13 protein-coding genes and 1 riboswitch are annotated in these 14,196 nt (G+C 57.9%); of the genes, 12 read left to right on the forward strand and 1 reads right to left on the reverse strand.

Annotation, left to right across the window (positions count from 1 at the left end; translation table 11 throughout):
- The first annotated feature begins 10 nt into the window (after positions 1-10).
- From rfbH to ACO6BQ_RS00240, 3 genes are read left to right on the forward strand one after another with little or no spacing between them, the layout of a single operon-like run.
- Entirely contained in the window at positions 11-1,342 is a 1,332-nt protein-coding gene (rfbH, locus tag ACO6BQ_RS00230; RefSeq protein ID WP_489118501.1) for a lipopolysaccharide biosynthesis protein RfbH, read from the forward strand.
- Positions 1,343-1,395: 53 nt separating this feature from the next.
- On the forward strand, positions 1,396-3,708 hold the full coding sequence (locus tag ACO6BQ_RS00235) for a glycosyltransferase family 2 protein (protein ID WP_489118503.1): 2,313 nt from the start codon (positions 1,396-1,398) through the stop codon (positions 3,706-3,708).
- Positions 3,709-3,753: 45 nt separating this feature from the next.
- Complete coding sequence (locus ACO6BQ_RS00240; protein WP_489118505.1) at positions 3,754-5,574, forward strand: glycosyltransferase; 1,821 nt, start codon at positions 3,754-3,756, stop codon at positions 5,572-5,574.
- A gap of 62 nt (positions 5,575-5,636) precedes the next feature.
- On the opposite strand, the gene ACO6BQ_RS00245 is transcribed toward ACO6BQ_RS00240, so the two are convergent.
- Positions 5,637-6,770, reverse strand: coding sequence for a YibE/F family protein (locus tag ACO6BQ_RS00245; RefSeq protein WP_489118507.1), 1,134 nt, complete (start codon positions 6,768-6,770; stop codon positions 5,637-5,639).
- Positions 6,771-7,020: 250 nt separating this feature from the next.
- Positions 7,021-7,115, forward strand: a riboswitch (TPP riboswitch).
- Between the two features lie 53 nt (positions 7,116-7,168).
- Here ACO6BQ_RS00245 and thiC point away from each other — a divergent pair.
- The 9 genes from thiC to ACO6BQ_RS00290 all read left to right on the forward strand — a co-directional run bounded on the left by thiC (position 7,169) and on the right by ACO6BQ_RS00290 (position 14,184).
- Positions 7,169-8,473, forward strand: a complete 1,305-nt coding sequence (gene thiC, locus ACO6BQ_RS00250) for a phosphomethylpyrimidine synthase ThiC (RefSeq protein ID WP_489118509.1) — start codon at positions 7,169-7,171, stop codon at positions 8,471-8,473.
- Between the two features lie 286 nt (positions 8,474-8,759).
- Positions 8,760-8,960 (forward strand): hypothetical protein, encoded by a 201-nt coding sequence (locus tag ACO6BQ_RS00255; protein WP_006693097.1) that lies wholly within the window; start codon positions 8,760-8,762, stop codon positions 8,958-8,960.
- Between the two features lie 140 nt (positions 8,961-9,100).
- Positions 9,101-9,412, forward strand: coding sequence for an HMA2 domain-containing protein (locus ACO6BQ_RS00260; RefSeq protein ID WP_489118512.1), 312 nt, complete (start codon positions 9,101-9,103; stop codon positions 9,410-9,412).
- Complete coding sequence (locus ACO6BQ_RS00265) at positions 9,409-10,128, forward strand: HMA2 domain-containing protein (RefSeq protein WP_489118514.1); 720 nt, start codon at positions 9,409-9,411, stop codon at positions 10,126-10,128. The genes ACO6BQ_RS00260 and ACO6BQ_RS00265 overlap by 4 nt, the downstream gene beginning before the upstream one ends.
- The gene (locus ACO6BQ_RS00270; RefSeq protein ID WP_489118516.1) at positions 10,125-12,236 is read left to right on the forward strand and encodes a heavy metal translocating P-type ATPase; all 2,112 of its coding nucleotides are present in this window, start codon (positions 10,125-10,127) and stop codon (positions 12,234-12,236) included. The genes ACO6BQ_RS00265 and ACO6BQ_RS00270 overlap by 4 nt, the downstream gene beginning before the upstream one ends.
- Before the next feature lie 129 nt (positions 12,237-12,365).
- Positions 12,366-12,785, forward strand: a complete 420-nt coding sequence (locus ACO6BQ_RS00275) for a flagellar protein (RefSeq protein ID WP_489118518.1) — start codon at positions 12,366-12,368, stop codon at positions 12,783-12,785.
- Between the two features lie 115 nt (positions 12,786-12,900).
- Positions 12,901-13,182, forward strand: a complete 282-nt coding sequence (gene flgM / locus ACO6BQ_RS00280; RefSeq protein WP_489118520.1) for a flagellar biosynthesis anti-sigma factor FlgM — start codon at positions 12,901-12,903, stop codon at positions 13,180-13,182.
- Between the two features lie 15 nt (positions 13,183-13,197).
- Positions 13,198-13,686: a flagellar protein FlgN gene (locus tag ACO6BQ_RS00285; RefSeq protein WP_489118522.1), complete on the forward strand. Its 489-nt coding sequence runs from the start codon at positions 13,198-13,200 to the stop codon at positions 13,684-13,686.
- Between the two features lie 6 nt (positions 13,687-13,692).
- Positions 13,693-14,184: a hypothetical protein gene (locus tag ACO6BQ_RS00290; protein ID WP_489118524.1), complete on the forward strand. Its 492-nt coding sequence runs from the start codon at positions 13,693-13,695 to the stop codon at positions 14,182-14,184.
- The last annotated feature ends 12 nt before the right edge of the window (positions 14,185-14,196 follow it).

The following is a 14,196-nucleotide window of genomic DNA, read 5'->3' on the forward strand; positions in this document are numbered from 1 at the left end:
GAGCAAGCGAATGACTGAGCAGGAGATGCGCGGGGAGATTCTTGCGTTGGTGCGGGAATACTGCGAAAAATATCATGCACCGAAGGAGGACTTTGCGCCGGGGGATCGTCTGTCGTATGCGGCACGTGTCTACGATCACGAGGAGATGGAGAACCTTGTAGAGAGTGCACTTGAGTTCTGGCTGACGGCGGGGCATTATACGGAGGAGTTCGAGCGCGGTCTTGCGGCATTCTTAGGCGTAAAGCACTGCTCACTCGTGAATTCTGGCTCATCGGCGAATCTGCTCGCCTTTATGGCACTTACCTCGCCGCTCCTCGGGGAGCGTGCTGTGCGGCGCGGCGATGAGGTTATCACGGTCGCGGCGGGATTTCCGACGACGGTTGCGCCGATCATCCAGTACGGGGCTGTTCCCGTGTTCGTGGATGTAAATTTGCCGACGTACAATGTGGATGTGTCTCTGCTGGAGGGAGCTCGCTCAGAGCGGACAAAGGCGGTCATGATCGCACACACCCTCGGCAACCCGTTCGATCTGGCGGCGGCGAAGGCGTTCTGTGACGCGCACAATCTGTGGCTCGTCGAGGACAACTGCGACGCGCTCGGGTCGCAGTATACGTTGGATGGGACGGAGCACTATACGGGGACGATCGGCGATATTGGCACGTCGAGCTTCTATCCGCCGCATCATATAACGATGGGCGAGGGCGGCGCGGTCTATACGAATGATGCGTTGCTGCACCGCATCGTACGCTCCCTGCGTGACTGGGGGCGTGACTGCATCTGCGCGTCAGGGCAGGACAATCTCTGCGGTCGCCGTTTCGACCGACAGGACGGAGTGCTGCCGCGTGGCTACGATCACAAATACGTCTATTCGCATTTCGGCTATAATCTCAAGGCGACGGATCTGCAGGCGGCAATCGGCGTGGCGCAGCTGAAGAAGCTGCCGTCCTTCGTAGAGCGGCGGCGGCACAATTTTGCACGTCTGCGTGCCGCACTCGCGGATATGGAGGAGTTCTTTGTCCTGCCGGAGGCGACGGCGGATGCCAATCCAAGTTGGTTCGGCTTCCTTCTGACCTGCCGCACAGGTGTCCGTCGCGCAAAGATTGTACGCTATATTGAGGAGCACGGCATCCAGACGCGGATGCTCTTTGCAGGGAATCTGACGAAGCACCCGTGCTTTGACGAGATGCGGGCATCGGGCGAGGGCTACCGTATTGCGGGCGAACTCACACAGACTGACCGTATCATGAACGATACGTTCTGGCTCGGCGTCTATCCGGGATTGACCGACGAGAAGATCGACTATATGGCACAGACGGTCAAGGATGCCGTGTGCGATCGCTGACGGAACGAATGTGAGACATGTGTCTGCGTACATGTAGATGGGACGGAAATCGAATGACAGAAGAGAAATATCGGGAAGTACTGCGTCAAATACGTACGTGGATTGCACACGGTACGGTAGAAGATCTCAAAAAAGCCGAAGAAGCACTCATTGAGCTGCGCTCCGTCTATCCGAAGCGTTTACCCTATTTCGCGGCAGAGGTGGCACTCATGCTGGCAAAGGATGCGCCTGCAGAGGATTGTCGTGCACTCGTCGACTATGCCGTGCAGGAATTTCATCCGCAGGAAGGGCTTGCCGATCTTTTTGCATTGAAGGCACAGACCTATGCGGAGGAAACGCCGGAACGACGTCAGCTTGAATTCCTGTCCGCATTCTATGGGACAGGGGCACTGCCGCAGCGGGAATTTGCCGTATTGGATGAGATGAAGGATCATCTGCGAGCGGGGATGATGGATGCGGACGGTCTGTATGATCTCGCTGTGCAGTACTATGTCACACGCAATCCTGTCTTATCGCTTGTGCTGATGATGGCATGGTGTATGCAGACGGGGCATTTCGAGGAGTTTGAGCAATATGTTCTGCAGGATGCCGGACGGCTTTTTCCGCATCCCTTTCATAGCGGAAATGATGGGCTTCTTGCCCGTCTGTTCACCGATGGCGTATCTCATACGTTCCTTGTGATCATGGCGACGGACGACGACGATATGCCAGTGCTCTCGATGGGGTTGCGACTGCTCGGTCAGCAGGTCATCTGCGTGCGTGAGAGCGATGAGGTGTGTGCGGTGCAGGATGCAGAAACCTATGCACAGGAATGTGTACAGGCGGCAGAGGCAGTTGGGGAGGAGATCTGTGTTACGGTAGGGAAATGCCGCACGGAATCGGGTGCAGTGGTGGACGCTGTACCTGCTGTCGTTCAGCTGCTCGCACGGAGTATTGTGCAGGAGGCACCGCTCATTGTCTTTTCGTCGGAGCGGAGAATGGCAGAGCTGCATGACAAAACAGCGCTTGCAGGGGACATCCAGCGTCTCTCCGGCCGTCTGCCGTCAGCGTTCTCCTACGCCGGGGCGTTTGCCTGGACGGGGAGCTACGTCCGCTATGTGAGCTATCTCTATGGGGAGTCGGTCGAGAAGCTGCTTGCCACACCGCCCTCCTGTGAGTTCTCCATCGTTATCCCCGTACGGAATGCTGCGGATACGCTGCGCCATACCCTCAAAACCTGCCTTTCCATAGCATATGAGGGCAGCTATGAGATCGTTCTGAGCGATAATTCGGACGAGGGATGTACGGCGGTGCGCGAACTCTATGAGGAGCTCGGAGATTCGCGCATCCGCTATTATAAAACGCCGTTTCCACTCTCCCTGGATAAGACCTTTGAGTTTGCCTATCTCCATGCACGGGGGGATTTTATCTTCTCCATTGGTGCGGATGACGGTGTCTATCCGTGGGCGTTGAACCACTTGAAGCAGGCTCTAACGGATCATCCCGATGAGTCGATTTTCAGCTGGACGAGGGGGTTCTACACTTGGCCGGATTTCTCCCTCTATCCGTGTAAGATCGTCGACGTCCCCCTCTATGATCTGCGGCAGAACGAACAATACATACGGTACGGTCTTGCTTCTCATCAGCAGGATGTTATTCGGCGCATTGAAGGTATTTTTTATTCTTTGCCGACGCTCTATATCAATTCCGGATTTCGGAGCAGCTATAGGTCGGAAATGCTGCGCCGCACAGGGCGCTTTCTGGATGGATTCTCGCAGGACGGCTATATGGCGGCGGTGAATCTCTGCCTGAATGATCATGTCATAGAAGTGAGATGCCCGATCACAATTGCAGGGATGTCGGGGCATTCGATTGGCGGAAAGTCTCTCGTATCTGACACTGATCTTGTTCGTGAAGCAAAGTCTCGTGTGAGACGTCTGCCGATTCGTGCCAGGCTCGGAGAGTATGTCATGCGTGACAGCGAGTGGAAGATTCCCTATGTCGATGCAGCGGATAAAATTGTATTCTACACCAGTGTCCTGCGTCTGACCGATCTGCGGCTGATGGACGCAGTGTTGGACGAGGAGGCTGTTTTGGCATATGTTGACAGCTGTATTCCGCAGACGGATCCGGCATTTGAGCGGTGCTATGGATTGCTGATACATTCCGCATCTCTGTGCAGCGAGGAGTTGTATCAGAAGTATTTGAAACGGTATGCACAGATCTGTGCCGCCCCCATTGGGCAGGAGGGAGCTGGGCTGAAAACAGTGGTGGCACAACCTCGCTACGACGCAGAAAGAAAAGCGCTCACACTGGATGCGGATGCGTTCGATTGTCACAACATCGCCGATGCCGTTGCGCTCACGGCACGCATTTTGAATCTCTGAGCGGACAAGGAGCGAAATGTATATCGGCGTTTGAGAGGGGAATCCATGGAACAGGAAAAGATGCGGTCGCTGCTGGATGTTTCTGTGGAAGCAGCGGACTATATACAGGCGGCACTCGGGCGTGGTGGGGAAGATTCTGCCGTTGGGGAACTCGTGGACAATCTGTGCAGGATCGCTGCGGCGGTCGAAGCAGAGCTACAGGGGGCGGATGGCCTCCTGCAAAAGGTCTATCTGTATGCACGTAATATTCAAGCATCGATGGAAGAACTGCAGCGTGATCCGTCCCTATTTACACGCGTGTTCTCCTGTGAGATTCGCCCGTTTGTCCTCGAAATGCAGCGGCTTTGGCATCTTGCGACGGAGGTGCTTTCGGATGCGTCAGCGCGGGCAGGGCATCAGGAGCGGCTGATGCAGGCGATGAAGGACGTACACGGTGAGCCCCGCACGCATTATCCGTATGATGTGTCGATTGTCCTTTGTGCCTACAATAAATTGGAGTATACGAAAAAAGCCGTTGAAAGCATTTTTGCCCATACGGATTTTTCAAGCGACAGGATTGAGCTCATTACGATCAACAACGGTTCGGATGATGGCACACGGGAATATTTCGAGACACTGCCGCATAGGAAGAAACTCAATCTCAAACACAATATTCTTGGCATCAATTCCTGGCAGCATATCGTGGAAGGAAAATACATCGTCGGATTTTCCAACGATGTCGTTGCCACACCGCATTGGTTGGAGCATATGCGCACGGCGATGGAGTCAGATGAACGTATTGCGATGGTTGTTCCCACTTGCAACGAGGAGAGCATAACGAATGACCAAGGTGTCCCTGTTCCCTATGCCAATACGTTTGAGGGGATGCGAGCAATGCAGGAATTTGCGGCAGCGCACAATCATCTCGATCCCGCCCTTTGGGAAGAGCGGAGCGTATTGATGCCCTTTCTTGCCATTACCCGCTCGGATATTTACAAGTTGGGGCTGATCGATCCGATCTATACGCGGGGGGAGTTCGTGGACGATGACTTATCGACACTCCTGCGGCGCACAGGGTGGCGGCAGGTTCTTCTAAAAGATACCTTCCTGCACCACTTCGGCGGCGTAACACTCGGCGAGGGACGCCGCAAGGCGGTGGGAAATGCACTCGACGAGATGCGACGTGTCTATTATGAGAAATGGGGCGTGGATGCGTGGGATTCACGGGGGGGCTTTATCGACAGCGAGAATGCCTGGGCTTGGCATACATTTCATGCAGGGGAACGAGTGCTTGTCATGGAGCCTCGCTTCGGTGACCTTGCTTGTGATCTGGTCAATGCCTATCGACGCAGCGGATTTGTACCCCACATGACGGCTGCTGTTTTTGATGAACGCTATCTGCCGGATACGGACTACCTCTTTGATGAGACGATGATGACTGCGAGTATTGCGGATATTGCGGCGCAGTGCGCAGGGCAGCGGTACGATGTGATCACGGCAGGCTGTTATCTGGACGAACTGCCGACAACGGATGTGGTTGCAGATCTGGAGCGGCTCTATGCGCTCCTTGCACCGGGCGGCATCATTATTCTGCCCGTGCGGAATCCGGGCAGCGCGTACGAGCTGGACTGCATGATGCACGCGGGGATGCGGGATGTGTATGAGCCGAAGGCACTGCGCTATGCGGTGATTCCCTATCGCCGGATCTTGGAAAGGCTTCATGCACACTCCTTTCTGCACCAATATCGGGTTCACTCCATTTCGATGGCAATGGATGACGAAATCGTACGACGGATGAAGCCGCTGCTTCGCCATGATGAGGATGCTCCGTCGGATTTGGAGATGAGTCTCTCGGTTCGGATGTTCTTCCTTGGCATTTCCAAATGATAGGAGTCGTTTGGAAATGAAGTCCGTTGGATTGATTGAACAGCGCAAACAAAAAACGGAGGTTAGACCTCCGTTTTTTGTTTGCGCTGCGGGCGGACGGTGATGAGAAAGGCGGTGGCGTAGGCGGTGATGGGGATTGCACAGAGGAGTCCGATGCTGCCGATGAGGGAGCGGACGACCTCGGTTGCGATCATGTTGAGGTTCATGACGTGCAGCAGGGGGAGGTCAGGCTGTGCGGAGATGAGGAGGATGAGGGGGAGTGCGCCGCCGATGTACGCGAGGACGAGGGTGTTCGCCATCGTGCCCATGACATCGCGTCCGACGTTCAGCCCTGAGGTGACGAGCGTTTGAAACTTTGTTTTCGGTGCGAGCAGCTTCATTTCGTACTGGGCGGAGGCGATGGAGACGGCTACGTCCATAACTGCGCCAAGCGCGCCGAGGACGATGCCCGCAAAGAGCAGTTCGCGAAAGTCCACGTCCTGCAGGTAGAGTACCTTGAGCATCCCTGCCTGCTCCTCGTCGATGCCCGTGAGATAGGTAAAGTGGATCGCAAGGATGGCAAGCAGTCCCGCGACGAGGATGCCGCCGATCGTACCGATGATGGCTCCCGCTGATTTGACGTTGCACCCGTTGACGATGAGCTGGGTCGCGAGTGTGATGATGGTGCCAATGAGAATGGTCCAGAGGAGAATGTGCGAAGGCGCAAAGAGGATGAATGCGATGAGTCCCTTTGCAATGAGGAGGACGGCGAAGAGGAGAACGAGGAGTGCCTTTGCACCCGTCATGCCGCCGAAGAGGATGAGGAGGACGGCAAAGCCGAGGAATAGTGCAAGCATCGCGGGCAGGCGGTCGTAGTCGACGATGGCGTAGCTGTCGTTTTCATCGCGCACGATGAGGTTGTCACCCTCCTGCGGGTGGATGTCAAAGGCGGGATTGTTCAGGGTTCGATGTGTGATCGTCGTTTCTGTACCTTCTGCCGCCCCTGAGTCTAAGCGGATTTGCACTTCGTACTGTTTGCTGCCCGGGGCGAATGCCGTGATTTCGTTTTCCACCTCCGTGACGCTGAGCACCTCCGCCTTGTAGGTCGGCGGATCGCCGTCCTCACCGCCAGGCAGGTGTGCGAGTGCATAGAGGAGGACGGCAAGGGCGAGGCAGATGCCGAGAAAGCGCGTGAGCCGCTGCGGATGGATTTTCATGGAGGTCAGCCTTTCGTAAAGACAAGGGAAGCACGGATAAATTCAGCAAGACCATCTTGACGTATCTTTTTGCCAGCACTCCGGCGGAAAATCTGCGCCAATCTGATAGCTGTTTTATCGGTGATTCTCAAGAATGATCGCAATCATCATACAGAGGAATGATGATATTTTGATGAAGAGCGGAGGCGGAAAGACACGCACGCTATTGTCTTTCGTGTGCGCCAATGCTATAATGAATGGGAAAACTGAATATTTCCACTGGGGGAGCGTTTGCTGAGAGATCTTCGGGTCGACCCTTGGAACCTGTTGGGTAATGCCTGCGTAGGAAAGTGGCTTGATTTGTTTGTTTGCCGTTCGGTCTATGCCGGACGGCTGATTTATTTTTGGAGGCGATCATCATGGCAACACAGATGCAGCGTGCGCGTGCTGGAGAGACGACGGAGGAAATGCGGATTGTGGCGGCGGAGGAGCATGTCACAGAGGAGTTCGTGCGCGAAGGCGTGGCGGCGGGGCGAATTGCAATCCCTGCGAATATGGGACATAAAAATCTGCGTCCGCGTGGTGTCGGCGCGGGGCTGCGGGTGAAGGTGAACGCGAACATTGGCACGTCGAATGTGTTCCCTGATATCGCACCGGAGTTGGAAAAGCTCGACGAGGCGGTGCGCTGCGATGCGGATGCGGTGATGGATCTATCGACGGGCGACAACATAGATGTGTCGCGCCAAAAGATCATCGCACATTCCCCGATCATGGTCGGAACGGTGCCGCTCTACGAGGCGACGGTGGTGGCGATCCAAAAGCACGGAGCGGTGATTGAGATGACGGATGAGGATCTCTTTCACGTCATCGAGCAGCAGGCGAAGGACGGCGCGGACTTCCTGACGCTGCACTGCGGTGTGACACGCGCTGCCATTGAGCGGATGAAGCACGAAGGGCGCGTGATGGACATTGTGAGCCGCGGCGGGTCGTTCATCGCGGGCTGGATGCTGCATCACGGGAAGGAGAATCCGCTGTACGAGCGGTATGACGATATCCTCGACATCTGTGAGAAATATGATGTGACGATCAGCCTCGGCGACGGTATGCGCCCCGGCTGCATCGCGGACGCGACGGATCGCTGCCAGATTACGGAGCTCATCACGCTTGGCGAGCTTGTGGATCGTGCATGGGCTCGCGGGGTTCAGGTGATGGTGGAGGGACCCGGTCATGTTCCCTTCGACCAGATCGCCGCCAATATGCAGATCCAAAAGCGGCTCTGCCGAAACGCCCCGTTCTATGTGCTCGGTCCTCTCGTGACGGATATCGCGCCGGGCTACGATCACATCACCTCGGCGATTGGCGGGACGCTTGCCGCTGTGAGCGGTGCGGACTTCCTCTGCTATGTGACGCCGGCGGAGCATCTGGGGCTGCCGACAATCGAGGATGTGCACGCGGGCGTCGTCACGGCACGGATCGCAGCACACGCCGCCGATCTCGTGCGCGGGGTGCCGGGGGCGCGGGAGTGGGATCTTGCGATGGCGAAGGCACGCAAGGATCTCGACTGGGAGGCACAGATGCAGCTTGCAATCGATCCGGATCTCGCACGGCAAAAGCGCGGCGCACGCAACGTCGAGGGTGAGGAGGCGTGCTCGATGTGCGGGAACTACTGCTCGGTGAAGCTGCTCGGACAGTATTTCGAGAAGCCCGCAAAGGGATGCTGCTAATCTTTATCTATGATGTCAATAGTTATTCCTGATTACAACGAAACTATTGACTTTGGTGGTGTTCTCACATATACTGAGAACAACGAGATGATTCCGGAGAGGATGGCGGCGGCAGCCTTCGTTCTCATGGCGCAGGAATTGTCATCGCGGGGGGATCCTTCAAAGCTGCCACGTGGCGGCTTTTCTTTTCCAAACGTCGGATTCGTTTTGCGATCACTCAGTTCTGAGGCAAGGCGCCGCAATGCAAACTACCCATTCGGGCGATATGTAAAGAGGAGGAATTATCATGTTCTCGAAGACAGATTTCTGGATTGGCCTTGCGGTCGGTGCGGTGGCAGGTATTTTTGGCTACCGCTTCATGCAGGAGCGCACGCAGCAGCTTGCGGCTCTTGAGGCAGGTCAGGCGGATCTTTCGCTGGCGGAGCTCCAGCGTCAGAAGGAGGAGCTTGAGGATCTGATTGCGGCGCAGTCTGCATCGGAGAAGTAAACAAGCGTTCCACTGGGCTCAGGGCTGTTGCGCGGCATCGCGCACAGCCCCTTTTTCAAAAAGACCCTGCGGTACAGGTGCTGCAGAATATTATAGATGTAAAAATAGTCATAAAAAGAAAGGGAGGAAACGATTTCCCCATGAATATTTTCGATACGATCAAGAATGCGATACCGCAGTCGGCGGTGGATGTATTCGTCCGCACGACGGATATCGCATCCTATATGCCGGGGCGTGTGCGTCTCTACAGCAAGCAGCTTGTGAACAACGCTGCACTTGAAGCGCAGGTACAGGCGCATCTTGGAACACTCGTGGAGATTGAGCGCGTGGAGACGAGTATCGAGACGGGCTCGATCCTTATCACCTATGAGCCGGAGCGTCTGCGTGCGAATGCAGAGCTGCGCCGCGTGGAGGACTATATGCGCACGCATGCGAGGAGGAGGGCATCATGAACTATGTCTCTGGACTGATGCTTGGCGCGTCACTGGTGAATATGCTGCGGCAGTCGATGGGCGGGACGGGGGAGACGTCCCACCCCGCCAACGGAATGGGGGGCGGACGCGGTCGTGCACAGGGCGGCGGAGCATCCGGATTTTCCTCTGCCGCCGGCGGGCTTGCCCTCGGGGGGGCAGCACTCACGGGTCTGCTTGGCGGCGGACGCAAGGGGGGAGTCTCCTCTGCGGGGATGGCGCAGAGGAAGGCATCGGCGGAGCCGCCCTTTGTCTGCGTGCACGCCTCGGCGGGACGGCGTCGCTATCGGACGCCGTATCTGACGCCGGAGTTCGGGAAGGTGCTCGAGGAGCTTCTCCCACGTCTGCCGTTTGTGACAGAGGTGCGTGCAAACGCGGTTGCCGGCAGTATCCTGTTTGTCTATCCGCCGGAGGACGAGGCACATATCCACGTGCTCGCAGAAGAGCTTTTGGCGATTTTTGCGGAGGGGCGCACCGCACAGCCTCCCGCGACGCTCGCACAGAGCGTACGCCGTTCGGTGCATGATTTCAGCGGATGGATTCAGCGGAACACGGGTGGGGCGCTCGATCTGAGCTCGGTGGTCGCGGGCGTATTCGTCCTGCGCGGCATTCGCCAGCTGGTGCTCACGAATAACACGCCGTCGGGATCGCAGATGCTCTGGTGGGCTCTGACGCTGATGAGAGGTTGGAAGGTATGAAGCTCGTACATACGCGCATTCGTCTGAACGGCACGCTGCCGCGTGAAGATGCGCTGCGCCTTGCGGCGCGCATACGCCGTTTCCCCGCAGTGACGGCGGCATCCGTGCGCGACGGCTGTGTCGATCTCTGGCATGAGGGGGCGATTCCGGCGGTGCGCATCCTTGCCGCTGCAGAGCGTGCCGTGCGTGATGCGGCAGAGAAGACGGTGACGCCGACGGAGCAGCTTGCGGAGTTCCGACGCGATGCCGTGATCTCTCTGGCGAGTTTTGCGGCGATGGAACTCCTCAGGCGCGGGGCTCCTGCGCTCTTTGCCTCGGTGAAGGTGCTGCGCTCTCTGCTCGTCCTTGGGATTTCGCGCAATTTCATCAAGTCCGGACTGGGCGGGCTGATCAAGGATCGCCAGCCGAACGCGGACACGCTGACGACGACGGCGGTCATTGCCTCGGTGCTCGCGGGCAAGCCCGAGTCGAGCCTCATGCTCCTCGCACTGAGCAATGGCGCGGAGATGCTGACGAGCTATGCGGCGGAGAAGGCACGCACACACATCTCGGGACTGCTCTCACTCGGGCAGCGCGATGTCTGGCTCGTCGAGATGACGCCGGAGGGCGAGGTCGAGCGCAAGGTGCCTGTCGAGGAGGTGCGTCCGGGCGATACGATTGCCGTGCATGCGGGCGAGAAGATTGTGATCGATGGGCGCGTCCTGCGCGGTGATGCGGCAGTGACGCAGGCATCTATTACGGGCGAATCCGCACCCGCGATGAAGAACGAGGGTGCGCCGGTCTACGCCGGCAGCGTGGTCGAGGCGGGTGAGCTCGTCATTGCGGTGGAGAAGGTGGGCGGAGATACGTCGCTTGCGCACATTGTCCACCTCGTCGAGGAGGCGCAGACACGCCGTGCGCCCGTGCAGAATTTCGCCGATCAGATGGCGAACTATCTCGTGCCCGTGTCCTTCCTCGGGGCGGCGATTGTCTACGGGGCGACGCGCGACTGGGGGCGGGTACTGAACCTGCTCTTTATCGACTTCTCCTGCGGGCTCAAGCTTTCTACGGCGACGGCGATGTCGGCATCCATTGCCGCTGCGGCAAAGCGCGGCATTCTCGTCAAGGGCGGCAACTATGTGGAGGCGCTCGCGCGCACGGATACGGTTGTGCTCGATAAGACGGGGACGCTGACCGTCGGCGTGCCGGAGATCACGTTCATCCGCACGGCAGCGGGCGTGGAGGAAAAAGAGGTCATCCTGCTTGCGGCGTCGGCGGAGGAGCACTCTGTTCACCCGCTCGCGGTGGCGATTCAGAAATATGTGGAGGAGCAGGCGTGGAAGACCCCGCAGCATCGCTCCTCCAAGACGATTGTCGCGCGCGGCATGCTCGCCGAGGTGCCGGATTTCGAGGGCTTTGCAGGCGGTGTTGTGCGCGTCGGCAGCCGCCGCTTTTTGCAGGAAAACGGCATTGTGGACGCGGAGGATCTCATCACGTCGGTGAAGGGCAAGAACCTCCTCTATGTGGCGCGTGATACGAAGCTGATCGGCGTTATCGGCATCGAGGATCCGATCCGACCGAAGATGAAAAAGACGCTGAATCAGCTGCGCCGCTGCGGCGTGGATGAGATTGTCATGCTGACGGGCGATGCAAAGGCGGTTGCTGCGGATGTGGCGCGCGAGATGGATGTGGACTCCTATCATGCGGAGATCCTGCCCGAGGACAAGTCATACTACGTCAACCAGCTGCGTCAGCGCGGCACGGTCATGATGGTCGGCGACGGCATCAACGATGCGCCCGCACTCGCGTTTGCGGACGTGGGCGTTTCGCTCGGCGGGCGGCAGACGGACATTGCGGCGGAGTCCTCGGCGGTGACGATTCACTCGGAGGATCCAACGCGCCTCGTGGAGGCTCTGCGTCTCGGACAGCGGACGATGCACCTCGTCCACCAGAATTTCAAGGCGACACTGCTCGTCAACTCGTCGGCGATGCTGCTCGGTGCACTCGGCGCGATCAGCCCGCTCGCGGCGGCGGCGATCCACAACACGGCGACGCTCGCGGTGGTGCTGAACAGCTGCCGTATCCTGACGCCGGAGGGCGGGATCTTCGCGCGGCGCAGCGTGCACTGACGGGATGAAGTGTGCTTCGATGTCGAAGTATTGATTTTTCCAGCAACCTGTTGTAGAATACGAGAGAATACATAGATAGTCTCGGATCATTCTTATACCGATCCGCTATTCGAGAGGAGAGTTTTGCCCATGGCAGGAAAGATGAAGAACTGCTCGAGCTGCGGGAAGGTGTTCATTTCCATCAACAATTCCCGTATCTGTGTGGATTGCCGCGAGAAGGAAGAGCAGTGGGAGAAGGTGATCGTCGAGTATGTGCGCGATCATCCGAAGTGTCAGATCACTGAGATCGTCGAGGCGACGGGAGTGCAGGAGCCTGTGATTCGCCGCATGATCCGCGAGGGTCGCTTCCTCTCATCGGGTGTCGATCTCTTCTACCCATGCGAGAAATGTGCTTCTCCGATTCAGAAGGGACAGTACTGCGACAAATGCCAGAAGGAGATGCGCGACGAGTTGACGGCGGTGGTCGCCAAGCAGTCCGCTTCGGGGATGCGCACGACGGGCGACGGCGGGAGCGGTCGGCGCGGATATGTGACGCTCGGCAACAAGTAATCATCAAGAGATGCGTACTTTAAGAAAATACTCTTAAGTACGCGTCTTTTTTTCCGATAAAGAATGTGAAAGCACTCCAACCATTTTCGGGGGCAATAAATAGGTGGTGAAAAATATGTTGATCAGCAATCATGCAGTTGCGGCTGTGAGCCGTCTCTATGCGGCGAGCCAGCCCGCAGGAACACGCCGCGTCGATGCGGCGGGGAGCGTGCAGCGTCCGGATGCGCTCGAGCTCTCCGGAGAGGCGCAGAGCTTTGGTGATATTCTGCAAAAGCTGCGCGGCATGGATGATGTTCGCTCTGAGCGCGTGGATGCGCTTCGGGCGAATGCGGCGGACGGCAGCTATGCGCCGACCTCCTCGGACATCGCGGCGAAGATGCTTGCGATGCGCTATTGATATAGGTGCGGACTCATGTGGGATACGTTCACAGCGACACTGGGGCAGCTCCATCAGCAGTACGAAAAGATTCACGCGCTTCAGGAAAAAAAGCGGGGTGTACTTGTTGCGCTCGATATGGAGGCTCTTGAGAAACTGACCGCTGAGGAGTCTTTTCTCGCAACAGCGGTGCAGACACTCGAGAAACAGCGTCTCACGCAGCTCGCACAGATCGCGCAGGAGACACCGGGCGTAACGCCTGAGACGACGATGGAGGAGCTGGCACTGCTCGCACCGACCGACGAGATTCATCGCGCTGTCCTTGGAGCGAGCCGAAAGCTCAGTCTCCTTGTCAAGGCGGTGCAGGAACGCAGCGAGGCGAACGCTCTCCTCATGGAAGGGCTGCTCATCGCTGTGAACCGACAGCTCGGCAGGATCGGCGGTGCCGTCGTTGACCCCGTCTATGGGAATACGGGCGGCGAGCAGGTGCGGCATCTGAAGAAAAATCTGGATTATAAGGCGTGAGCGGCGATGACGAATGAGACACGTGAGGCACTTGTCCTCCTGAAGGCACAGCTCAATGCCTCGGAGGAGGCGGTGCTTCGTTTTGGCGTACTGCGGGACGCACTCACGCAAAGTTCTTCGGGCGGCGGGATCGCCGCGCCGACCACGGAGGCGGAGCGCAGTCTTGCCTCCGTGCGCACGCTCATGCGGGCACAGGAGGAGTTCCTGGCACGGACACAGAGTTCGCGTCTCGCCGATGTGATTGTGCGCGAGCCGGATCTGCGCGAGCGACTTGCCGTGGAGCGCGTGCTGCGTGCTGTTGTCCTGCGACAGGAGGAGCTGCGCACACTGGTTCAAAGCTGCGGGGAACTCCTGAAGGCGAGCGCGGAGTTTGTGAGCTATCAGCTCAACGTCATCTCCGGCACCGTCGCCGACGACACCTACGGCAGATCGCAGCCCGTCGCGGGGCCTGCGCCGGGGGTGCGGCGTGCGGTTGCCATGTTTGACGCAGACGTATGAGCTGTCGATAAA

It is taken from the genome of Centipeda sp. (in: firmicutes) (assembly GCF_057271695.1).

Coding starts and splice junctions, on each gene's coding strand:
- ACO6BQ_RS00235 (WP_489118503.1), top strand. CDS start 1,396: ATGACAGAAGAGAAATATCGGGAAGTACTGCGTCAAATACGTACGTGG.
- ACO6BQ_RS00260 (WP_489118512.1), top strand. CDS start 9,101: ATGAATATTTTCGATACGATCAAGAATGCGATACCGCAGTCGGCGGTG.
- ACO6BQ_RS00245 (WP_489118507.1), bottom strand. CDS start 6,770: ATGAAAATCCATCCGCAGCGGCTCACGCGCTTTCTCGGCATCTGCCTC.
- ACO6BQ_RS00285 (WP_489118522.1), top strand. CDS start 13,198: ATGTGGGATACGTTCACAGCGACACTGGGGCAGCTCCATCAGCAGTAC.
- ACO6BQ_RS00290 (WP_489118524.1), top strand. CDS start 13,693: ATGACGAATGAGACACGTGAGGCACTTGTCCTCCTGAAGGCACAGCTC.
- ACO6BQ_RS00265 (WP_489118514.1), top strand. CDS start 9,409: ATGAACTATGTCTCTGGACTGATGCTTGGCGCGTCACTGGTGAATATG.
- ACO6BQ_RS00240 (WP_489118505.1), top strand. CDS start 3,754: ATGGAACAGGAAAAGATGCGGTCGCTGCTGGATGTTTCTGTGGAAGCA.
- flgM (WP_489118520.1), top strand. CDS start 12,901: ATGTTGATCAGCAATCATGCAGTTGCGGCTGTGAGCCGTCTCTATGCG.
- ACO6BQ_RS00270 (WP_489118516.1), top strand. CDS start 10,125: ATGAAGCTCGTACATACGCGCATTCGTCTGAACGGCACGCTGCCGCGT.
- ACO6BQ_RS00275 (WP_489118518.1), top strand. CDS start 12,366: ATGGCAGGAAAGATGAAGAACTGCTCGAGCTGCGGGAAGGTGTTCATT.
- ACO6BQ_RS00255 (WP_006693097.1), top strand. CDS start 8,760: ATGTTCTCGAAGACAGATTTCTGGATTGGCCTTGCGGTCGGTGCGGTG.
- rfbH (WP_489118501.1), top strand. CDS start 11: ATGACTGAGCAGGAGATGCGCGGGGAGATTCTTGCGTTGGTGCGGGAA.
- thiC (WP_489118509.1), top strand. CDS start 7,169: ATGGCAACACAGATGCAGCGTGCGCGTGCTGGAGAGACGACGGAGGAA.